Annotated in this window: 21 protein-coding genes; 10 read left to right on the forward strand and 11 right to left on the reverse strand. The window is 64.9% G+C overall.

The genetic code is table 11. The features are described from left to right. The first annotated feature begins 140 nt into the window (after window positions 1–140). The 4 genes from IF803_RS37900 (at window position 141) to IF803_RS37915 (ending at window position 4,270) form a co-directional block, all read left to right on the forward strand. Window positions 141–287, forward strand: a complete 147-nt coding sequence (locus tag IF803_RS37900; RefSeq protein ID WP_016843561.1) for a hypothetical protein — start codon at window positions 141–143, stop codon at window positions 285–287. Window positions 288–303: 16 nt separating this feature from the next. Beyond that, window positions 304–1,287 (forward strand): site-specific tyrosine recombinase XerD, encoded by a 984-nt coding sequence (xerD, locus tag IF803_RS37905; protein ID WP_304497714.1) that lies wholly within the window; start codon window positions 304–306, stop codon window positions 1,285–1,287. A 264-nt stretch (window positions 1,288–1,551) separates the two neighbouring features. Then, window positions 1,552–2,514, forward strand: a complete 963-nt coding sequence (locus IF803_RS37910; RefSeq protein WP_018269178.1) for an acetyl-CoA carboxylase carboxyltransferase subunit alpha — start codon at window positions 1,552–1,554, stop codon at window positions 2,512–2,514. A 229-nt stretch (window positions 2,515–2,743) separates the two neighbouring features. Further along, window positions 2,744–4,270, forward strand: a complete 1,527-nt coding sequence (locus tag IF803_RS37915; protein WP_461195709.1) for a L,D-transpeptidase family protein — start codon at window positions 2,744–2,746, stop codon at window positions 4,268–4,270. Between the two features lie 342 nt (window positions 4,271–4,612). Here the strand turns inward: IF803_RS37915 and IF803_RS37920 are convergent, their stop codons facing one another. Then, window positions 4,613–4,843, reverse strand: a complete 231-nt coding sequence (locus IF803_RS37920; RefSeq protein WP_028337297.1) for a hypothetical protein — start codon at window positions 4,841–4,843, stop codon at window positions 4,613–4,615. 69 nt (window positions 4,844–4,912) lie between these two features. Further along, window positions 4,913–5,989, reverse strand: coding sequence for a flavodoxin family protein (locus IF803_RS37925; RefSeq protein WP_461195710.1), 1,077 nt, complete (start codon window positions 5,987–5,989; stop codon window positions 4,913–4,915). A gap of 201 nt (window positions 5,990–6,190) precedes the next feature. On the opposite strand from IF803_RS37925, the gene IF803_RS37930 reads away from it, so the two are divergent. From IF803_RS37930 to IF803_RS37940, 3 genes are read left to right on the forward strand one after another with little or no spacing between them, the layout of a single operon-like run. After that, the gene (locus IF803_RS37930; protein WP_461195711.1) at window positions 6,191–6,814 is read left to right on the forward strand and encodes a phosphatase PAP2 family protein; all 624 of its coding nucleotides are present in this window, start codon (window positions 6,191–6,193) and stop codon (window positions 6,812–6,814) included. Then, window positions 6,811–7,158, forward strand: a complete 348-nt coding sequence (locus tag IF803_RS37935) for a DUF3147 family protein (protein WP_461195712.1) — start codon at window positions 6,811–6,813, stop codon at window positions 7,156–7,158. The genes IF803_RS37930 and IF803_RS37935 overlap by 4 nt, the downstream gene beginning before the upstream one ends. Continuing rightward, the gene (locus IF803_RS37940) at window positions 7,155–7,643 is read left to right on the forward strand and encodes a DUF3147 family protein (protein WP_461195713.1); all 489 of its coding nucleotides are present in this window, start codon (window positions 7,155–7,157) and stop codon (window positions 7,641–7,643) included. Before IF803_RS37935 ends, IF803_RS37940 begins: the two co-directional genes overlap by 4 nt. A 387-nt stretch (window positions 7,644–8,030) precedes the next feature. Here the strand turns inward: IF803_RS37940 and IF803_RS37945 are convergent, their stop codons facing one another. The 8 genes from IF803_RS37945 to IF803_RS37980 all read right to left on the reverse strand — a co-directional run bounded on the left by IF803_RS37945 (window position 8,031) and on the right by IF803_RS37980 (window position 16,927). After that, a complete protein-coding gene (locus IF803_RS37945) occupies window positions 8,031–8,732 on the reverse strand; it encodes a branched-chain amino acid ABC transporter ATP-binding protein (RefSeq protein WP_038387036.1) in 702 nt (233 codons plus the stop codon). Continuing rightward, on the reverse strand, window positions 8,725–9,459 hold the full coding sequence (locus tag IF803_RS37950; RefSeq protein WP_092083122.1) for an ABC transporter ATP-binding protein: 735 nt from the start codon (window positions 9,457–9,459) through the stop codon (window positions 8,725–8,727). The genes IF803_RS37945 and IF803_RS37950 overlap by 8 nt, the downstream gene beginning before the upstream one ends. Then, the gene (locus IF803_RS37955) at window positions 9,446–10,540 is read right to left on the reverse strand and encodes a branched-chain amino acid ABC transporter permease (RefSeq protein ID WP_461195714.1); all 1,095 of its coding nucleotides are present in this window, start codon (window positions 10,538–10,540) and stop codon (window positions 9,446–9,448) included. Before IF803_RS37955 ends, IF803_RS37950 begins: the two co-directional genes overlap by 14 nt. A gap of 7 nt (window positions 10,541–10,547) precedes the next feature. Beyond that, on the reverse strand, window positions 10,548–11,765 hold the full coding sequence (locus IF803_RS37960) for a substrate-binding protein (protein WP_057015630.1): 1,218 nt from the start codon (window positions 11,763–11,765) through the stop codon (window positions 10,548–10,550). Window positions 11,766–11,769: 4 nt separating this feature from the next. After that, the gene (locus IF803_RS37965) at window positions 11,770–12,627 is read right to left on the reverse strand and encodes a branched-chain amino acid ABC transporter permease (RefSeq protein ID WP_028343252.1); all 858 of its coding nucleotides are present in this window, start codon (window positions 12,625–12,627) and stop codon (window positions 11,770–11,772) included. Between the two features lie 42 nt (window positions 12,628–12,669). Continuing rightward, window positions 12,670–14,184: an amidase gene (locus IF803_RS37970; RefSeq protein ID WP_461195715.1), complete on the reverse strand. Its 1,515-nt coding sequence runs from the start codon at window positions 14,182–14,184 to the stop codon at window positions 12,670–12,672. Between the two features lie 297 nt (window positions 14,185–14,481). Then, window positions 14,482–15,666, reverse strand: a complete 1,185-nt coding sequence (locus tag IF803_RS37975) for a substrate-binding domain-containing protein (RefSeq protein ID WP_461195725.1) — start codon at window positions 15,664–15,666, stop codon at window positions 14,482–14,484. 79 nt (window positions 15,667–15,745) lie between these two features. Then, the gene (locus IF803_RS37980; protein WP_461195716.1) at window positions 15,746–16,927 is read right to left on the reverse strand and encodes a substrate-binding domain-containing protein; all 1,182 of its coding nucleotides are present in this window, start codon (window positions 16,925–16,927) and stop codon (window positions 15,746–15,748) included. Between the two features lie 178 nt (window positions 16,928–17,105). On the opposite strand from IF803_RS37980, the gene IF803_RS37985 reads away from it, so the two are divergent. The 3 genes from IF803_RS37985 to IF803_RS37995 all read left to right on the forward strand — a co-directional run bounded on the left by IF803_RS37985 (window position 17,106) and on the right by IF803_RS37995 (window position 18,735). Beyond that, window positions 17,106–17,549, forward strand: a complete 444-nt coding sequence (locus tag IF803_RS37985; RefSeq protein WP_016847408.1) for a MarR family winged helix-turn-helix transcriptional regulator — start codon at window positions 17,106–17,108, stop codon at window positions 17,547–17,549. Window positions 17,550–17,715: 166 nt separating this feature from the next. Further along, window positions 17,716–18,150 carry a VOC family protein gene (locus IF803_RS37990; RefSeq protein WP_069279762.1) on the forward strand — a complete coding sequence of 145 codons (435 nt, stop codon included), beginning with the start codon at window positions 17,716–17,718 and terminating at the stop codon, window positions 18,148–18,150. Between the two features lie 204 nt (window positions 18,151–18,354). Then, complete coding sequence (locus IF803_RS37995) at window positions 18,355–18,735, forward strand: cupin domain-containing protein (RefSeq protein ID WP_212056438.1); 381 nt, start codon at window positions 18,355–18,357, stop codon at window positions 18,733–18,735. 82 nt (window positions 18,736–18,817) lie between these two features. Here IF803_RS37995 and secA read toward each other — a convergent pair whose 3' ends face one another. After that, on the reverse strand, window positions 18,818–21,682 hold the full coding sequence (gene secA / locus IF803_RS38000; RefSeq protein ID WP_461195717.1) for a preprotein translocase subunit SecA: 2,865 nt from the start codon (window positions 21,680–21,682) through the stop codon (window positions 18,818–18,820). Window positions 21,683–21,809: the final 127 nt, after the last annotated feature.

The following is a 21,809-nucleotide window of genomic DNA, read 5'->3' on the forward strand; positions in this document are numbered from 1 at the left end:
ATGTGTATAAGAGACAGGAATTGTTCGGAATTCGAGCCACCTATACTACCCCCGGCGACACCCTTACCAGCGACTCTTGCAACCGCGCGGGGAACATGTTGGATGATTTCATTGGTTAATTCGCCGCCCGAGTCGCCTCCATGCCCAGCCTGTTCCGCTTCCTGACGGTCGTCGCCGTGATTTTCGGGATCGGCTACGGCATCGTCTTCGCGCTGGCGAATTTCGTGCACCCGAAACCGCGGGAAATGACGGTGACCATCCCACCGGATAAGTTCCTCAAGAAATAGGCGCTATGATTCCGGCATGCCCGCTGCTGCCAAACATCCCGCCAAGACCCTCGCCAAGTCCTCCGACGCCAAACTGACCGCGTTGTTCCTCGACATGCTCGCCGCGGAACAGGGCGCCGGCGCCAACACGCTCGACGCCTACCGGCGCGACCTCACCGATTTCTCCGATTACCTCGCCCATGCCGGCGCCGATTTCACCAACGCCGACACCGAGACTCTGCGCGGCTACCTCGCCGACCTCGATATCAGAGGCTTCAAGTCGACCAGCGTGGCGCGGCGGCTGTCGGCGATGCGGCATCTCTACCGCTTCCTGCTCAACGAGCGGGTCCGCGGCGACGATCCGGCCGCGATCCTGTCCGGCCCCAAGCGCGGCCGCGGCCTGCCCAAGGTGCTGTCGATCGCCGACGTCGACCGCATGCTGACCCGCGCCAAGGAGCTGACCCAGACCGACGTCTCGCCGGCGCAGCGGCTGCGCGCGCTGCGCCTCTACTGCCTGCTCGAGGTGCTCTACGCCACCGGCCTGCGCGTCTCCGAACTGGTGTCGCTGCCGGTCTCGGCGGCGCGGCGCGATGCGCGGATGATCGTGGTGCGCGGCAAGGGCAACAAGGAACGGCTGGTGCCGCTGAACGACGCCTCGCGCCAGGCGATGGCGGACTATCTCGCCGCGCTGGAGGTGATGCAGCCGAAGGCGAAGAAGGCCGCGCCGTCGAAATGGCTGTTTCCATCCTCCGGCGAGAGCGGCCATCTGACCCGGCAGCATTTCGCCCGCGACCTGAAGGACCTTGCTGGCGCCTCCGGCCTTGCGCCGCGGCTGGTGTCCCCGCACGTGCTGCGTCATGCGTTCGCCAGCCATCTGCTGCACAATGGCGCGGACCTGCGCATCGTGCAGACCCTGCTCGGCCACACCGACATCTCGACCACCCAGATCTACACCCATGTGGTCGAAGAGCGGCTGAAGAGCCTGGTCCGCGACCTGCATCCGTTGGCGGAGAAGTCCTAGGATCCGTAGCCCGGATGAAGCGCAGCGAAATCCGGGAATGGTATTTCCGCCGATAAAGCTCCCCGGATTGCGCTTCGCTCCATCCGGGCTACGAGCAATCCGCCTTGACTTCCGCTTCGTCTCCGCAGAAAGAGCGTCACCTGCTTGCGATCCCGAAGCGCGCATTCCACCCGGATGCGCGTTAACCGTTTGAAGTTACAAAGCTTCTCTTTCCGACGCCGAAACCGCTTCGCCCCTCGCACCGATCTTCCCTATATTGAGTTGATGCCCGACCCGATGCGCAGCTATCTCGACTTCGAAAAACCCGTCGCCGAGCTTGAATCCAAGATCGACGAGTTGCGTGCGCTTGCCGCGAGCGGCAGCGACATCGGCGACGAGGTCGCGCGGATCGAGGACAAGGCGGCGCAGGCGCTCACCGAGCTCTATTCCAATCTGACGCCGTGGCAGAAGACGCTGGTGGCGCGGCATCCGCAGCGACCGCACTTCACCGATTTCATCGGCGGCCTGATCACCGAATTCACGCCGATGGCGGGCGACCGCAAATTCGCCGACGACGAGGCCCTGGTCGGCGGCTTCGGCCGCTTCCGCGGCGAGAGCATCTGCGTGGTCGGCCAGGAAAAGGGCGCCACCACCGAGAGCCGCATCAAGCACAATTTCGGCATGGCGCGCCCCGAAGGCTACCGCAAGGCGGTGCGCCTGATGGAAATGGCCGACCGGTTCGGCATCCCGGTGCTGTCGATCGTCGATTCCGCCGGTGCTTATCCCGGCATCGGCGCCGAGGAGCGTGGCCAGGCCGAGGCGATCGCCCGCTCGACCGATGCCTGCCTGTCGCTCGGCGTGCCCAATGTCGCGATCGTCACCGGCGAAGGCATGTCGGGCGGCGCCATCGCCATCACCACGGCGAACCGCGTCCTGATGATGGAGCACGCGATCTACAGCGTGATCTCGCCCGAGGCGGCATCCTCGATCCTGTGGCGCGACGGCACCAAGGCGCAGGAAGCCGCCAACAGCATGAAGATCACCGCGCAGGACATGCTGCGCTTCGGTGTGATCGACCAGATCCTGAAGGAGCCCTCGGGCGGCGCTCATCGCGACCCCGCTGCGATGATCGCGACCACGGGCGACGCCATCGCCCAGGCGCTCAACGACCTACGAAATCTTGATCCGGACGCGATTCGCAAACAGCGCCGCCAGAAGTTTCTCGATATCGGCCGCAAGCTCGGCTGAGGCGCCCAAACCGCCCGATTTTTCGCCCAAATCGACCAATTTTGCCCTAATTGGGCCCCGAGCCGGGTCTTTAACATTCCTTGAACCATGCCTGCTACCGTGAGGGCTGTCCGCCCCGGTTCAGGTTGCGAGCAGGGGTCGTCGAAGGCTAATATTTTACACAATGGCTTCAGGGCATATTCGCCGTGTTGGGGTCGCGAAAATCGCCCGGTGGGTGTGGAGCTCGGACTTGACTCATCGCACGCTCGTACGCGCGCTTCTGACCTCGGCGGTCCTCGCCGCAGGCGTCATGCTCGCCGGTTGTGACAGCGACCAGATCTCGCTCGCGCAAAACGCCAAGGCCAACCAGCCGGTCCCGCCAAAGCTCGTCGCTGCCATGACCGAAAAGGACATGGACATGCAGTCGCCGATCCTGGTGCGGCTGTTCAAGCAGGAGGCCGAGCTCGAGGTCTGGAAGCAGAACCGCTCCGGCCAGTTCGCGTTGCTCAAGACCTATCCGATCTGCCGCTGGTCGGGCGATCTCGGTCCGAAGGTCCGCGAAGGCGACCGCCAGGCGCCCGAAGGGTTCTATTCGATCAACCCGAGCCAGATGAACCCGCAATCGGCCTATTACCTGTCGTTCAACACCGGCTATCCCAACGCCTTCGACAAGGCGCTCGGCCGCACCGGCTCGCAGCTGATGGTGCATGGCGATTGCTCCTCGCGCGGCTGCTACGCGATGACCGACGAGCAGATCGCCGAGATCTACTCGCTCGGCCGCGAATCCTTCTTCGGCGGCCAGAAGGCGTTCCAGCTGCAGGCCTATCCGTTCCGGATGACGCCGGTGAACATGGCCAAGCACCGCAACAATCCGAACATGCCGTTCTGGAAGATGATCAAGGAAGGCTATGATCATTTCGAGGTGACGAAGCAGGAGCCGAAGGTCGATTTCTGCGAGAAGAAGTACGTGTTCGACGCGGTGAAGGCGCCGGGCGCGACCCGCGATCCGGTGTTCGACGCCTCCGCGAAGTGCCCGGCTTATGTGATCCCCGACGAGATCGCGAGCGCCGTGCACGAGAAGGAGCAGCGCGACGCCGCCGAGACCTCCAAGCTGGTGTCCAAGGGTACGCCGGTGGCGCGCCTCAACACCGGCATCGACGGCGGCATGAACGCGGTCTTCGCCTCGAAGATTCCGGAAGGAAACACCGGCCTGTCCGAAGGCGGCGACAGTCAGGCGCTGGCGTCGATGTCGCTGGCACGCGCGCCCGGCACGATCCCCGGCACGGTCAACCCGCCGAAGCCCAATCTCGCGGTCCAGCAGGAAGAGCCGGTCGTGGCGACGACGTCGTCGACCCCGGTCGCGACCCCATCGTCGGCCGGCACCCGCGTTGCCTCGGCGAACGCGTCCGACAAATCCGCCTCTGACAAATCCACCTCTGACAAATCCACCTCTGACAAATCCGAAGGCTTCTTCTCCAGCTTTGCCCGCAAGGTCGGCATCGGCGGCACCGCCGACGCCAGCAAGACGACCGCATCGCCCCCGGCTCCGGCCGCTGCCGCACCGGCCAAGCCGAAGGTCGCCGAGGCCAAGCCGCAATCGGTGGTTCGCGTCGCCCCCAAGGCTGAGCCGAAGCAGGCCGCCAAGCCCGCACCGAAGCCGCAGGTCACCACCGCCGCAGCCGCCGCACCGGCCCCGTCGTCGTCGACCCAACTCGCCGGCTCCGCGCCTGTCGTGCAGACCAACTCGTTCGACACCCGCTTCTCGGCGGTGAAGTAGGCGCGGCGCTTTCCCTTGTCGTCCTGGCGAAAGCCAGGACCCATAACCACCGAACTTGATCGTGAACGGGACCGGGGCCCCAGCGTCGCGCAACAATTGGCATTTGGGGTAATGGGTCCTGGCTTTCGCCAGGACGACACTGAATGTGTGGCGCGGTCTGTGAGTCACACCACAACGTTCTCGCGACATGATTTGTCCGAGCTTTGCTCTTCGTTCCGCCCTCTCCGTTGGCAGACCGCGCAGGGAAAGCCGGGCGCCGATCGCACTCAAGGCGCCGTACCGCCAGCTCGCAGGTTCAAACGCCACCCTCCCTCACGCCGCATGCGCGCTGACAGGCGACGGTTACATTCCGTGGCTTTCGAAAACCTTCTTGCAGCTTCGGCTCAGGCTGGCCCGCTTCATCTGAAGACAGTTCTGCACGGCACCGTCATTGCCGAGGTCCTTCCGGCAGAAGCGCTGTGCATCGCGTGTGCACGCGCTCTGTTCCGATGGCGTACCGGAATGCTGCGCCAACGCGGCACCGCTGCTCATCACGGCAGCAGCAACAAGAGCTGCAATCGAAATATAGCGCATTGTGACTTCCTCCCGCGGCCTAACGGGCAGCGAGGGGCCTTCGTTCCTTTGGGAACCCGGATTCCAACCCTACTTCGGCTGCGGGTCCTCAAGCCCCTTGCCAGGATCTTCCAGATGTCCGGTGCGCGCGAGGTCGACGGCGGCGCCGAGCGCCAGCGCGACATTGCGCACCTGCTCCTGAAAGGCCCTGTCTTCGTCGAGATCGCGATGCGACGTCGCATAGGGCTTCATGTAGCCGACATAGCCATCGATCTCGGCCCTGCCGCCGGCCGAGATCAGCTCCATGTCGGTGAGCCAGTCCGCAAGGAAGCGGCGGCATGTTTCCGCGCCGATGCTGTCGCCGTGGACCACAATGCCGAAATGCCGGCCGCGCAAATGCTTGGGATATGGCCAGCCCTTGAGTTCGAGCGCCTTGGCTTCGCTCGCGGTCTTGCCGTGGGTTGAGGTCGGATCGGGATTGCCGCCATCGGCGCAGACCAGGCGATCGATCATCGCCTTGAGTCCGGTCGGCGTCTGGTACCAGTTAACCGGCGAGATGATCATGATGCCGTGCGCGCGCACCCACAACGGATAGATCTCGTTCATCCAGTCGTCGGTTTGCCCGAGCGAGTAGTTTGGATAGCAGCTGCACGGCCAATGGCAGAGCGCCATCGAGGTGGAGACGCAGGACTTGCAGGGATGAATCTCCCTGCCGAACTCTGACGTCAGCCGCGACAGATCGAGCACATCGACCGCGAGGCCCATCTCGCGAAAGGCGGACTCGGCGATCTCGACCATGCGCCAGCTTTTCGACATCTCGCCGGGACACGTATGTTCGCTGCGCGAGGAGCCGTTGATCAGCAGGATGTGCGGCGCTTCGTTTGGATCGTCGTGCCTGCGCTGCGCTTCATCGATGGCATCGCGCGCGGACAGCCAATCGACCGCGAGATCATAGTCGGGATCGGCAAAACCGGGGCCGGCCTTGCGGGTGGCCGGCGCCTTGCGCGAATGACGATAGGCGTCCCAAGCGCCGGCGATGATCGTCGCGAGCTCCGTCTGCATGGATTGAAAGACCGGATCGGCAAATCGCTTCCGGTAGCGCCGTTCGAATTCATCGCGCGAAAGCTTGACCGGCGGCATCCCCTTGCGAACGTCCGGCTCCGTCATCGATACCTCTCCCTGACTACAATCCATCGCCCGCCGTGCGTCCCGGTTGGCGCGCGAAGCCTCGGGATGAAGCTTTGGGATCAAGTCGAGACGGGCAAGAGTTCAAGACCATCGATCTGCATTTGGTTCCTTCGGGCGACGTCCTGCACGCCCCGTGATAGGACCCATGCCGCGGCTGGCGCGTTGGATGGGAACCTGACCATGCTTACGACAGCCAGAGTTCGAGCACGCCGCCAGCGAGGCGCTCCCTTCCCGATCACCATTCGCCCGACCGCGGCGGACGCCATGATCGCGCGTGCGATCGCCCGCAAGACCGCACCTGCGCCGGAAGAGATCGCCCGCGGACTGACCTGGGGCGCCGACGAAAAGGTCCTGCTTGTGCTCGCCGCGGCCGGCTGGCTCGCCTCACGCGGGCGCGGCGCCTCGCTCGAGCGCGCCGGCAATCACGCGCTGCTGGTGACGGTCGCAGCATCGCTGCTGCCGCATGGCCTGAAATTGCTGTTCAATCAGACCCGCCCGGATCGCCTGACCGTGGTCGGCCACGCCAATGGCATCTCGATCTCGGGCAACCGCGACGACGCCTTTCCATCCGGCCACGCGCTGCATATGGGTGCGCTGGCGTCGGCGGCCGGGACATTGCCCGCCGGCGCGCGCCGCGCGATCCAGTCCGTCGCGGTCGGCCTCTCGCTGACACGCATTGTGGTCCTCGCACACTGGACGAGCGACGTGATCGCGGGATTTGGGCTCGGCGCGGTTCTCGAGCGGCTGCTGCGATTATGGACCGGCTATCCCGGTGACGATCCGCCGCGGAGCAAGGCGCGATGACCGAATATTTCATCCGCTTTCTCGTAGGCGGAGCCGTGGTGTCGGCCTTCGCGATGTTGGGCGACATTCTGCGTCCGAAGAGCTTTGCCGGCCTGTTCGGTGCGGCGCCGTCCGTCGCGCTCGCCACCCTCGGCATCGCCGTGTACCAGCACGGCGCCGACTACGCCGGCCTGCAGAGCCGCGCGATGATGGCCGGCGCCGTTGCGTTGGCCGTCTATAGCTTCGTGGTCTGCCAACTGCTGATTCGCGTGAGACTCCGCGCTGCTCCCGCCACGTTGCTGGCGCTGATCGTCTGGCTCGCGATCGTGTTCGGCTTGCTGGGCGTTGCCGGAGGGCAGGCATGACACCGGTCCGCGTCTCACTGTCCCCGCTCAGGGAAAGCCGCTGGACCGAATATCTGATCCGCTTCGTGCTCGGTGGCGGCGTCACCGTCCTGACCGGCCTGATCAGCAGCACCTGCGGCGCTTATGTCGGCGGCGCCTTTCTTGCACTCCCCGCCATCTTCTGCGCCAGCGCAACCCTGATCGAGAAGCATGAAATCCGCCGCAAGCGGAACGCCGGCTTCGACGGCACATGGCGCGGGCAGCAGGCCGCGGCGCTCGATGCCGTGGGCGCAGCGCTCGGCGCAGTCGGCATGCTGGCATTTGCCATCGTCTTCTCGCTGACGGTAGATCGCAGCGTCGCGGCCGCCTTCATCGCCGCATCGCTGGCCTGGCTGATCAGCTCGGTCGCGGCCTGGTATGTGTGTCGCGAGATGCGATCGGCACGGCGGACGCGGACGCCGCGAGACGGCGTGATCGGCCGCAAGGCCGGCCGCCTGCCGCATTGAAATTCCGGGACGTCGCCGGCTAAAGCGCGATGAGATTGGGTTGAATCGTCATCGCGCTTTAGCTCCTTGTTTGAGCATGATCTCCGCGCAAACGCGTTCCGCGTTTGTCACGAGGGAAAACCGCCTCACACTTCGGCGGGCCCTTGCTAGCGGCTTGAGGTCAGTGAGGTTAGCCCGACTTTCGCGGATATACCGGTGTCGTCCCTGCGAAAGCAGGGACCCATAGCCACCGGCTTGAGTTGTTGGGAGCGGCGGGCGTTTTCTTCAATCTCGCTTGGTGTCGCAGCGATTTGTTTGTCTGAACTGCGTGCCACGAACCCGCACCTGTGGTTATGGGTCCCTGCTTTCGCAGGGACGACGGCGAGCTTGTGGCATTTCCGGATCATGCTACGGCGCCAGATAGCGCAGCAGTTCCGGATCGCTCCGCACCTCGCTCGCGCCGCCCTGCAGCGCGACGCGGCCGCGGTCCAGCACATAGGCATAGTCGGCGACGCGCAGCGCAAGGTCGAGATGCTGTTCGACGATCACGACCGAGATGCTCTTGGCGAGCTCGATCAGCCGCTCGGTGATCTCCTCGATCACGCCGATCCAGACGCCTTCGGTCGGCTCGTCCAGCAGCAGCAGTTTTGGATTGCCGAGCATGGCGCGGCCGATCGCCAGCATCTTGCGCTCGCCGCCGGACAGCGTGCCGGCGGGCTGATCGAGGCGCTGGCCGAGTTTCGGGAAGATGGCCAGCACGCGATCGACCGCGCTGGCATCCGGATTGAACAGCGAGCCGACCGCGAGGTTGTCGCGTACCGACAGGCGGGCGAACACCGAATGTTCCTGCGGCACATAGCCGATGCCGGAGCGCACCCGCTCCTCGGTGCGACGCCGCGTGATGTCGCGGCCGTCGAAGAACAGCTCGCCCTGCGAGCTTGCGAGCTCGCCGACAATGGTCTTCATCAGCGTGGTCTTGCCGGCACCGTTGCGGCCGAGCACGGCGACGCCGCCGCGCCAGGGAATGCCGATGTTGACATCGAACAGGACCTGGCTGCGGCCATAACCGGCATCGAGATGCCGGATATCGAGGAAGGTTTGCTCAGGCACGGCGAAGATAGATCTCCTGGACGCTTTTGTTGGCCTGGATCTCCGCGACCGTTCCCGAGGCCAGCACCTTGCCCTGGTCGAGCACGGTGAGGCGGTCGCAGATGTCGCGGATGAAATCGAGGTCGTGTTCGACGATGACGAGCGAGCAATGCTGCTTGATCGGCTGCAACAGCTCGCCGGTGACGCGGCGCTCCTCGAGGCTCATGCCGCCGGTCGGCTCGTCCAGCAGCAACAGCCGCGGCTTGCCGGCGAGCGCCATCGCGATCTCGAGCCATTGCTGCTGGCCGTGCGACAAGGCCGCGGCGGCATCATGCGCGCGATCGGCGAGCCGGAACTGGGTCAGCATCGTCATCACCTGGTCGTGCAGGCTCTTGCGGGTCCGCGAGAGCACCAGATCGAACAGCGAGCAGTGCGCCTGCAGCGCCAGCAGGATGTTGTCGTACAGCGTCAGTGTCGGCAGCACCGAGGTGATCTGAAACTTCAGGCTCATGCCGGCGCGGGCGCGCTCGGTCGGCGTGAACGCGGTGATGTCGGTGTTGACGAAGGAGACCTTGCCCGTGGTCGGCACCTCGGCGCCGGCGACGCATTTCATCAGCGTGCTCTTGCCCGAGCCGTTGGGGCCGATCAGGCCGTGAAACTCGTTCTCGCCGACGGTCAGCGCCGCACCATCGAGCGCGGTCAGCTTGCCGAACACCTTGCTGATCCCTTGCGCCTCAAGGAGCGGCATTGCCGGTCTCCTTCGGGGCTTTGCCGAAACTGCCGACCCGTTCGCGCTCGCCGAGCACGAAGGAGATCAGCCCGAGCGGGCGGAACATGATGACGAGCAGCAGCAGCACGCCGAGGATGATCGGCCAGACGTCGCGGTAATTGTCCGACAGCCAGAAGCTGACGCCCTCGATGATCACGGTGCCGATCACGGCGCCGATCAGCGTGCCGGAGCCGCCGAACAAGACGTAGAGCACGACCTGGGTCGAGAACACGACGCCCAGCATGTTGGGCCAGACGAAGCCCTCGTGGAAGGCATAGAGGCTGCCGGCGAGACCGGCGATGGTGCCGCCGACCGCGAAGATGATCGCCTTCAGGTGCTGCGCCTTGTAGCCGAAGAAGGCGATGCGTTGCTCGTTCTCGCGCAGCCCCGCGAGCGCAAGCCCGAATTGCGAGCGCACCAGGAAGCGGCAGAGCAGATAGACGACCACGAGGATCCCGAGCACCATGTAGTAGTAGATCGGGCCCTCCTCGAACTCGTAGCTGCCGAGGGTGAGCGGCGGGATCGACGGGATGCCGTTCTGGCCGCCGAGATAGTACCAGCCGCGCGCCAGCCGGTCCGCGGCATAGGAGCCGGTCAGGGTGCCGAGCGAGACGAAAATCACGCTCGAGGGATAACGCCCGAGCAGCAGGAAGCCGCCGAGCAAGAGCGACGCGGTGAGCCCGATCAGCGTGCCGGCGGGCAGGATCAGGAGGATCGACGTGACGTTGAGATCGCGTGCCATCAGCGCCACGCCGTAGCCGGCGGCGCCGAAGAACAGCGCCTGGCCAAAACTCATGATGCCGGCATAGCCCCACACCAGATCGAACGACAGCGCGAACAGCGCGAGGATCACCACGCGGGTGGCGAACACCGTGAGATAGTCCTGCAGCACCCATGGCAGGACCAGCGCGATCAACAGCACCAGCCCTTCCACGATCGGCAGGACCTTCCATCCGGCCGATACTCGTCCCGCCGGCGCGCTTGCGGCCGGTACACCCTCGCCCGTCACGACATCTGGTTCCTCACCGACGCGTGCGACAGCTTCTCTTGCTCCAACCATTGATCGCTCAGCATTCCTTGGGATCAACGAGACCGTCGCTGCGCGCCACGATCTCATAGTTCCCGCCCTTGGCAACAGCGGTGTACATCTTCATCTTGCAGTGACGCTTGCCCGGCACCATCTCCGCGGGTCCGCCCGGCCCTTCAGCGATCTTGGCGTGGTCGAGCGCGGCCGCCACGGAGTCGCGGTCGACCTTGCCGGCCTCCTTGACCGCCGCCTCCCACAGCTTGAGGCCGCGATAGGTTCCGGTGGCGGCGCTGCCGGCCGCGAACAGGAAGTTGCCGGGGAAATCCTTTTCATAGGCCGCCTGGAGCTTGGCGTCGAACGGATCCTCCTTGGTCAGCACCTTGAAGTAGTCGAGGCAGCTCGCAAGGCCCTCGATCTCGTTGGCCTGATTGATGTTGAGGGTGTTCTCGTCATAGTAGACGCAGGCGAGCCGCCCGCCGTTCTTGAGGAAGCCGGCTTCATAGAGCTGCTTGAAGAACGGACCGACGCCGGGCGGGATCACGGTGTTGAAGACGACGTCGACCTTGTTGGAGATGACGCGGTTGACGGTGGCCGAGAAATCGACCTGGTCGAGCGGGTAATATTCCTCGAACACCACCTCGCCGCCGTTCGACTCGATCACCTTGCGGGCGTAGACGTTGAGCGTGTGCGGCCAGACATAGTTGGCGCTCGGCAGCGCGAACTTCTTGCCGCCGTTCTTGATCAGCCAGGGAATGAAGGTGTCGCATTGCTGCGCCGGGGTCGGGCCGGTGCAGAACAGATAGGGCGTGCACTCCTTGCCCTCGTAGAGCTGCGGATAGATGTAGAGCGTCTTGCCGCGCGCCACGATCGGATCCTTGATCGCGTTGCGCATCGACGAGGTGATGCCGCCGAGCACCATGTCGACCTTGTCGCGCTGGATCAGCTTGCGGACATTGCCGACCGCGACCGATTCGTTCGAGGCGGTGTCCTCGATATAGAGCTCGAGCGGCCGGCCGAGCAGGCCGCCCGCCGCGTTGATCTCCTTGATCACCATTTTGGCGACGTTGGCGTCGGCGTTGCCGGCATAGGCGATCGGTCCGGTCAGGTCGGTCGCGATGCCGACCTTGATCGGTCCCTCGGCGGCGTTGGCCCAGTCGGGCCTGACCACCCAGCTGCCGACCCCGGTCGCGAGCGCGCCGGTCGCAAACGCGAAATTGCTCATGAAGCGGCGGCGCGTGAGATTGGTGCGATCGAACATCTGACTAAACCCCTTTTCCCGATATGAGGCCCTGCGGGCGGAATTTGATGAAGGCAATGGCGAGCACGAAGACGAGGACGTCGGCGACGACAGGAGACATCACCCATGGCAGCGCCGCGCTGAGCGTGCCGATCACACCGGCGCCGGCGACCGGACCGATGAAGGAGCCGACCCCGCCGACCATCACGGCGACGAAGCCCTGGATCAGGAAGCGGATGCCGAGGTCGGCAAACAGACTGAACACCGGCACGATCAGCGCGCCGGCAAGCCCGGCCAGCGCCGCGCCGAACGCGAAGGTCGCCCCGTAGATCAGAGGCGTCGAGATGCCCGAGGCGCGCGCCAGCGCCGGGTTCTCCAGCGTGGCGCGGACCCGAAGCCCGAACGAGGTGCGCGCCAGCAAGAGATAGCAGGCGCCCATCACCAGCAGCGTGATCACGATGATGGTGAATCGCCAGGCCGAGATGTGGACCGAGCCGAGGTCGATCGAACCGCCGATCGGCTCCGGCACCGTGAGGTAGAAGCCGCCGATCAGGCCGCGCACGCTCTCGCGGATGATCAGGCCGAGCGCATAGGTGCCGAGCATCGCCACGATCGGCGCGGCGTAGAACCGCCTGATGATCAGCGCCTCCAGCACGAAGCCGATCGCGCCGACCACAAAGGGCGCCGCGACCATGCCGGCCCAGACCGGTGCGCCATGGGCGTAGGCCAGATAGGTGACGTAGGCCCCGAGCAGGACGAACTCGCCCTGCGCGAAGTTGAAGATGCCCATCATGCTGGCGATGATGCCGAGCCCGAGCACCACCAGCACGATAATCGCGCCGAAGCTCACGATCTCGAACGCCGCGGCAAAAGTGCTAGCCATGGCGCTCGATCCATCCAGCCTGCGTCTGCAACAAGCGGCGCCTCACATCTTCTTCCAGTCGCCGGCCTGCTCGAAGGCGTGCGCGGCGCGGTAGATGGTGGATTCCTCGAACATCCGGCCGACCAGCATCAACCCGACCGGCAGGCCGTCGACCATGCCGCAGGGCAGCGACATCGCCGGGTGATGGGTGATGTCGAACGGCGCGGTGTTGGTGATCATCTCGAGCGCGCGGGCGACATAGTCCTCGCGGCTGGCATCGGCCGCCGGCAGCGCCGGCGCCTTCATCGGCGTGGTCGGCAGCAGCAGGAGGTCATAGTCCTTGAACGCCTTGTCATAGGCCGCGGTGAGGCGGCGGGAGATGTTGAGCGCCTTGCCGTAGAAGCGCGGACCGAAGCTGTTGTTGATGTAGGTGCCGAGCATCATGAACAGCTTGGTGGTCTCCGACAGCGAATCCGCCTGGCGGCGCCAGCCGCGATGGAAATCCATCAGCGAGGTCGAATAGAGGTCGGGGCGGCTGAGGCCGTAGCCGTCGCCAAACATCATGGTCTGGGTCAGGCCTTCGGTGCCGATCGGGGTCCAGATCGCCGGGCCGACCATGTGCATCGGGATCGACACGGTGTCGACCGACGCGCCGAGGTCCTTGAAGCGCTTGGCCGCCTCGCGCACGCTTTCATTGACCGCGGCCTCCGCGGTCGGCTGCTCGAAGCCCTCCTTGAGGATGCCGATCTTCATGCCCTTGACGCCTTTGCCCAGCGCCTTGGTGTAATCCTCGACCTTGGGCGCCTTGATGCGCGGATCGTAGCCGTCGTCGCCGGCGATCACCTCGAGCAGCAGCGCGTTGTCCTCCACCGTCGCGGTCATCGGGCCGGTGTGGTCGACGAAGATCTCGATCGGCATGATGCCGGTATAGGGCACGAGGCCCCAGGTCGGCTTCATGCCGTAGGTGCCGCAGAACGAGGACGGCATGCGGATCGAGCCGCCCTGGTCGCCGCCGATCGCCATGTCGACCTCGCCGAGCGCGACCACGACGCCGGAGCCCGACGACGAGCCGCCGGCCGAGTAGCCCATCTTGTGCGGATTGTGCACCGCTCCGTAAGAGTTGGTGTGGCTGCCGCCGGACAGGCAGAAGTGCTCGCAATGGGTCTTGCCGGCGATCTCGGCACCGGCATCGAGCATGCGCGTGACGATGGTGGCGTCGAAATCGGGGATATAGCCTTCCAGCGTCGACGAGCCGTTCGTCATCGGCACGCCGGCCAGCATGATGTTGTCCTTCAGCGCCACCGTCTTGCCCTTGAGCTTGCCGGAGGCCGCGCCCTTCACGGTCGACTTGTAGTACCAGGCGTTGCGCGGGTTTTCCTCCGCCGACGGGCGATAGCCCGGCGTGCGCGGATATTTCACCTTGGGCAGCTCGTCCGGCATCGCGGCGATGACGTTGTAGGCGTCGATCGAGCCCTGCATCAGGCCGCGGAACGAGGCCACATCCTCATCAGTCAGTGACAGGCCGCACTGCTCGGCGACGGCACGAAGTTGCGTTGGCGTGGGAAGGACGACGGTCACGGCGCTCTCCTGATAGCTTTTGATCTTTGGATTTGATCCCTCGACGTAGGGCGCAGCGGCGCGTTGCCCGCGCGAACCGCTCACCCCGTTGCTGTATTGAAAACGGAAATATTTTCCTTTTCAAGTATTATTTCGCAAGGCTCCCTCTCCCGCTTGCGGGGGAGGGTTGGGGTGGGGGTGCCACCGCGAGTCATATCGTGGAGAGAACCCCCACCCGCATTGCATCTTCGATGCAATACGACCTAAGAGCCAGCTCCGCTGGTCTCGACCCCGCAAGCGGGAGAGGTGAAGAAAGACTCAGATCGGCTTGATCACCCTGAAGTCGAGGCCGTCGGCTTCGGCAAGATACATCGGCATCCTGGCATGGCCGCTGCGCACCGTGACCGGACCGCGCGGCCCACGATAGACGAGGTTGTCCGCCGCCGCGAGCAGCGGCCGCATGTCCAGCGTGCCGGCGCGCTTGGCGGCGGCCTCGAGCAAACAGAACCCTTCATAGGCGGACTCGCTGCACGAGCCGACCGGCGGCGCGAACGCCCCGAACATCGCGCGATAGCGCTCCCTGAAATCGTCGCCGGCCTGCGAGCCGACGGAGGGGAAATAGCCGGAAGCGCAGTACAGGTTCTCGGTCTTGTCGGCGCCGATGCCGAGCAGCGCCGTCTCGTCGAAACAGCCGGCAAAGCGCAGCGTGGTGGCGGCAAGGCCGGCATCGGCGAAGGCGCGGTTGAAGGTCACGCTGTCGGTGCCGATCAGCGAGATCAGCACGACATCGGGCTTCGCGGCGCGGATGCGTTCCAGCTGCGCCTCGTGATTGTCCTCGCCGACCGGCACGAACTCCTCGCCGACCACCTGGCCGCCGGTCTCCTTGATGTAGCGCTTCACCGCGCGGTGCGACTGCCATGGCCAGACATAGTCGCTGCCGATCAGATACCAGCGCGAGGCGCGCTTGGCTTCGGCCAGCCAGTGGATCGACGGCCGGTTCTGCCAGCGCGGCGTCTCGCCGATCGCGATGACGCCGGGCGTCCGCTCGCCGCCCTCATAGACCGGCGTGTAGATGTAGGGGATCTTGCTGCGGGTGATGAGGCCGCGCAGCGCGACGCGCACCGCGCTGGTGTGCATGCCCATGATGAGATCGACGTCGTCGGACGCGATCGCCTGCTCGGCGCGGTCGAGCACCTCCTCGATCGGCCCGCCGGCGTCATAGACCGAGAACTCGATCTCGCGGCCGAGGATGCCGCCGCGCCGGTTGATGTCGGCGACGGCAAGCTGCGCGCTCGAGGTCGCGGCCGGTCCCCACATCCCGGGCGAGCCGGTGCAGCAGACGAAGCCGGCGATCCGCAGCCGGCTGCGCGCACCGCGCGGACCGAAACCGTCCCGATCCATTGGGGAAAATACCCGATCGGACCGCGCCGACGTCAGGTTCCGGAACAGCAGGGATGGCGGGCATGGAAGGCCGCCATACCTGTTGCTCGAGGTTCGGGCCATGACGTAGGGCGTCGAATGCACACCTGCTCCTGTCTGGCACCGGCAAGCCGCGCGGCGAGCGCGGCATCGCCCGGTCCATCTAGATCGTCCTGATCACATTGAAGTCGAGACCGTCGGCCTCGGCAAGATAGATCGGCATCTCGGCGCGGCCGTCGCGGATGGTGACGGTGCCGCGGGCGCCGCTGTAGACGAGATTGTGCGCTGCGGCGGACAACGGTCCGATCGACAGCGAGCGCGCCCGGTTGGCCGCCGCCTCGAGAAAGCGCATCCCCTCATAATTGGACTGCCCGACCGAGCCGATCGGCGGCGCATGCGCCCCGAACATCGCGCGGTAGCTGGTCCGGAACTCGTCATTGGCGCGCGAATCGACGCAGCCGAAATAGCCGGAGGCGCAGAACAGGTTCTCGGTCGAGTCCGGGCCGATGCCGAGCATCACGGTCTCGTCCATCGCGCCGGCGTAACGCAGCGTGGTCGCGGCAAGCCCGGCTTCGGCGAAGGCGCGGTTGAAGGTGATGCTGTCGGTGCCGATCAGGGTGATCAGCACGACGTCGGGCTTGGCGGCGCGAATCCGCGCCAGATGCGGCTCATGATTGTCCTCGCCGAGCGGGACGAATTCCTCGCCGACGACCCGGCCGCCGGCCTCCTTGATGTAGCGCTTCACCGCGCGATGCGATTGCCAGGGCCAGACATAGTCGCTGCCGATCAGATACCAGCGCTGCGCCTTCTTGACCTCGGTGAGCCAGTGGATCGCCGGCCGGCTCTCCGCGCGCGGCGTCTCGCCGATCGCCATCACCCCCGGCGTCCGCTCGCCGCCCTCATAGACCGGCGTGTAGACATAGGGGATGCGGCCGGCGGTGACCTTGCGCAGCGCGAGGCGCACCGCCGAGATATGCGAGCCCATGATGACGTCGATCTCGTCGAACGCGATCGCCCGTTCGGCGCGGCGCACCACCTCCTCGATCGGCCCGCCGGCGTCGTACATCGACAATTCGACCTCGCGGCCGCGGATGCCGCCACGGCGGTTGATCTCGGCGACCGCGAGCATGACGCTGTTGGCGGAGATCGGCCCCCAGATCCCGGGCGCGCCGGAGAAGGTGATGAAATTGCCGATTCGAAGCTTGCCGTCGGTGCCGCCACGGCGCGACGAGCCCGGCTTGAGGGTCAAAGCGAGATCGGCCGCGCAGGACGACGGGTTTCGAAACAGCAGCGGCGGCGCGACGGGCATGCCGCCATACGCCTGGAAAGAGACCGTCGAGAGCACGCCAACTCCTGTCTGGGAAGCAGTACGCAACGCAGCCAGCGGGCGGTCGCGGCATCCGCCCCTTGGTTGGGGGAATATCCTAGGTGAAAATATTGAATATTCAACAATTGAAGTGCATATAGAAACGGCATGAGTTGCCGGACATTCATTCACCGGGTCAGGAACCAGGTCTCACGCCGTGGCTAAACCGCCGAAAGAAAATTCCCCGATCACCGAACATCTCGCCTACCTGCTGGCGCAAGCCAACAGGGAGATCAACCGGCAGTTGGAGACGCGGCTCGCCAAGGAAGGCGTGCCGGTCGAGCAGTGGCGCATCCTGAAAGTGCTGTCCGACGGCAACGGCCACTCGATGGGCGAGCTTGCGGATGCTGTGCTGCTCAACCATCCGACGCTGACCAAGATGATCGACCGCATGGTGTCGGACGCGCTGGTCTACCGCGTCCAGGATCCCAAGGATCGCCGCAAGGTGCTGATGTTCGTCTCCGACCGCGGCAAGGCGCTGTGCCGGCGGCTCAACTCGCTCGCGGTGAGCCAGGAGGAGCACATCGTCGAGAGCTATGGTGACAAGTCGACCACCGAGCTCAAGCGCCTGCTGGAAAGCCTGATCGGCAGCGCCAATTAAGGCCGCGCCGGCCCGGCGCGCTCCTATCAAAAACCATCGAAAAAAGACCGGCAGGAAATGTCGGGATGCGGCGGTTTGGTGCGTCCTTGGGGCGCGCCCTGCGGCGCAGCCTTCGCGCGCCGTCGCGCAGGCTTCCCCGATCGACAATTAGCGAGGACTTCCCGTCATGACTTCGATCACGCCGTTCCTCTGGCTCGACAACAACGTCCGCGATGCCGTCGCCTTCTACAAATCGGTGTTTCCGAACGCCAAGATCGAGACCGTCAGCGATTTCATGGCGACCTTCGAGCTCGAGGGGCAGCGGTTCCACGCGCTCAATGGCGGGCCGCAGCACAAGTTCAACGAGGCGGTGTCGTTCTTCCTGAGCGTCGAGACCCAGGAGCAGGTGGACTACTTCTGGGAGAAGCTCACCGACGGCGGCCAGGAATCGCGCTGCGGTTGGCTCAAGGACAAATTCGGCCTGTCCTGGCAGGTGATCCCGTCAGCGCTCGGCCGCTATCTCAGCGCCCCCGATCGCAAGGCAGCCGACCGCGCGATGCAGGCGATGCTGAAGATGCAGAAGATCGTGATCGCCGATCTCGACAAGGCGTTCGCCGGCTGACCGCAATGCGGTTGCGACCGGCGGGCCAATTGCCTCGCCGCGTCGTCTGGGGCGACCGGCCGCACCTGATTTTTCTGCGATGGGAGCAGGCCCGCGTTTGCGGTGCGGGATGTATCTTGCCAAGCCAACCACTTGCCGGCATGCGCAATTTCCAAGAAGCTAGCAGGTATTTCTCAATACCATTTTCAGGGAGGCACGATTTCCATGAAGACGATTGTCGGACTTGCTTTGGCTGCAATGCTGGTCACGCCCGCGAGTGCACAGGACTCGCCGTTTCGAAAAGAGCTGAAGCGAGCAGATTTGAGCGGCACCAACATGGAGGTCATCACGAGCATCAGCGAACTGAAGCCCGGCGACACGTCGATGCTGCACTTCCATAATGGCGAGGAGTCGTACTACTTCCTCGAAGGCGGCACCATCGAGTTGCCGGACGGAAAGCAGGTGGCAATTCCGACCGGCGCAGTTGGCATCACCATGCGCGGTGCACCGCACGGCGCCTACAAGGTCGTCGGCGACAAGGCGATCAAGCTGTTGACCGTCCATATCGTCGACAAGGGCAAGCCGCTCTACGACACGCCGAAGTAGCTAGGCGGCCATCGTGCGAACAGCGGGCACGGCGGGCTGCACGCGCTTGCTCTTCGACGCTCGGCTCACTGGAGTGGCGCGCTTACGCGTACCTTCCGTGGCAGTGCTTGTACTTCTTGCCTGACCCGCAGGGGCAGTCCTCGTTGCGGCCGACCTTGCCCCAGCTTGCGGGGTCATTCGGATTGCGGTCGGTGGCAATCATCCCCGGCGCCAGCGAGGCCTGGGCGTAGGTCGCCTCGGTCAGGCGGGCCTGCGCGAACTCGTCCTCGCCGGTGTTGGGATCGAGCTTGTGCGCCTCCATCAGCGGCAGCGGCTCCGGCGGCTCCTCCGGCGGCACGATCTCAACCCGCATCAGCTGCGCGGTGACGGCCTCGCGCAGATGCGCGCTCATCTCCTGGAACAGGTTGAAGGCCTCGGTCTTGTATTCCTGCAACGGGTCGCGCTGGCCATAGCCGCGCAGGCCGATCACCTGGCGCAGATGGTCGAGCATGATCAGGTGCTCGCGCCAGAGATGGTCCAGCGTCTGCAGCAGGATGGTCTTCTCGACGTAACGCATCACGTCGGGACCCCATTGCGCGACCTTGGCCGCCATGCGCTCGTCGACATGGGTCTCGATGCGGGTCAGCAGCTCCTCGTCGGCGATGCCCTCTTCCTTCGCCCATTCGTCGACCGGCAGATCGACATCGAGCACGCGCTTCAGCTCGTCCTTGAGGCCCGCGGTGTCCCACTGTTCGGCATAGGCGTGCTCGGGAATGTATTTGGTGACCACGTCCTCGACGAAGGCATGGCGCATGTCGGTCACGGTCTCGACCACGCTGTCGTCCTTCATCAGGTCGACGCGCTGGTCGAAGATCACCTTGCGCTGGTCGTTCTGGACGTTGTCGAACTTCAAGAGGTTCTTGCGGATGTCGAAGTTGCGCGCCTCGACCTTCTGCTGCGCCTTCTCGAGCGCCTTGTTGATCCAGGGATGGATGATGGCCTCGCCTTCCTGCAGGCCGAGCCGCTGCAGCATGCTGTCGAGCCGGTCGGAGCCGAAGATGCGCATCAGATCGTCTTCCAGCGACAGGAAGAACTTCGAGCGGCCGGGGTCGCCCTGACGGCCGGAGCGGCCGCGCAGCTGGTTGTCGATGCGGCGGGATTCGTGACGTTCGGAGCCGATGATGTAGAGGCCGCCCGGCTTCTTCACGGTTTTCGCGGGCTTGTTGCCCTTGGCGGGCTCGACCTCGAAATCCTCTTCCGCCTTCAGCACGATCTCGCGGAAGCGCTCGATGTCGGCCTTGATCTGCTCGATCTTCCTGGCCTTCTCGGCTTCATCCGTGATCCCTGCGGTCTCCTGCTGGATCCGCATCTCGAGCGAGCCGCCGAGCTTGATGTCGGTGCCGCGGCCGGCCATGTTGGTCGCGATCGTGATCGCGCCCGGCACGCCGGCTTCCGCGACGATATAGGCTTCCTGCTCGTGGAAGCGCGCGTTCAGCACCGCGAACAGCTTTGCCGGCTTGCCGGCGCGCGCGGCGGCATAGAGCTTCTCCATGCCGGATTCGGACGTGAAGTCGATCTGCTTGTAGCCGTGCTTCTTCAGGTACTCGGCCAGCACTTCCGACTTCTCGATCGACGCCGTGCCGACCAGCACCGGCTGCAGCCGCTTGTTGGCGCGCTCGATCTCGGCAAGGATCGCGGCGTATTTCTCGTTCTGGGTGCGGTAGACCTCGTCGTCCTCGTCGAGGCGCGCCACCGGCAGGTTGGTCGGAATCTCCACGACCTCGAGCTTGTAGATGTCGAACAGTTCGTCGGCTTCGGTCAGCGCCGTGCCGGTCATGCCGGACAGCTTCTGGTACATCCGGAAATAGTTCTGGAAGGTGATCGAGGCCAGCGTCTGGTTCTCGGGCTGGACCGTGACGTGCTCCTTGGCTTCCAGCGCCTGGTGCAGGCCTTCCGAATAACGGCGGCCCTGCATCATGCGGCCGGTGAACTCGTCGATGATGATGACCTCGTCGTCGCGGACGATGTAGTCCTTGTCGCGCGTGAACAGCGTGTGCGCGCGCAGCGCCTGGTTGACGTGATGCACGACGGAGACGTTCTCGACGTCGTACAGCGAGTCGCCCTTGAGCTGGCCGGCGTCGCGCAGCAGGTTCTCGAGCTTCTCCATGCCGGCTTCGGTCAGCGTCACCGTGCGCTGCTTCTCGTCGACCTCGTAGTCGTCCTTCTTGGCGAGATTCGGCATGAAGGTGTCGATGGTGTTGTAGAAATCCGAGCGGTCGTCGAGCGGGCCGGAGATGATCAGCGGCGTGCGCGCCTCGTCGATCAGGATGGAGTCCACTTCGTCGACGATCGCGTAGAAATGCTCGCGCTGGACCATGTCCTCCAGGCGGTACTTCATGTTGTCGCGCAGATAGTCGAAGCCGTATTCGTTGTTGGTGCCGTAGGTGATGTCGCAGGCATAGGCGGCCTTGCGCTCGGCGTCGTCGAGGCCGTGCACGATCACGCCGGTGGTCAGCCCCAGGAAGGCATAGATCTGGCCCATCCAGCCGGAGTCGCGGCGGGCGAGGTAGTCGTTGACGGTGACGACGTGGACGCCCTTGCCGGCGAGCGCGTTGAGGTAGACCGCGAGCGTCGCAACCAGCGTCTTGCCTTCGCCGGTCTTCATCTCGGCGATGTCGCCCTCGTGCAGCACCATGCCGCCGATCAGCTGAACGTCGAAATGGCGCTGGCCGAGCGTCCGCTTGGCGGCCTCGCGCACCGTGGCGAAGGCCGGAACCAGGATGTCGTCGAGCGTCTTGCCGCTGGCGAGCTGCTGCTTGAATTCGGCGGTGCGGGCCTTGAGCTGATCGTCCGTCAGTTTGACGAGCTCGGGCTCCAGCGCGTTGATGGCGTTGACGCGGGACTGATACCCCTTGACCCGACGGTCGTTGGCGGAGCCGAAAAACTTGCGGGCGAGCGCGCCGATCATGCGAAATTCCTGTTCTTCGGTCTCGGGTTCGGTCTTCGTTCAGTCTTGAAGTCGGTCTTGGAATTCAGTCTGGATTACAGCCTGAGATGGTCCGCCGGATCGCCTATCAACTCACCGTGACGCGCTA

The sequence above is a fragment of the Bradyrhizobium sp. UFLA06-06 genome (assembly GCF_054820065.1).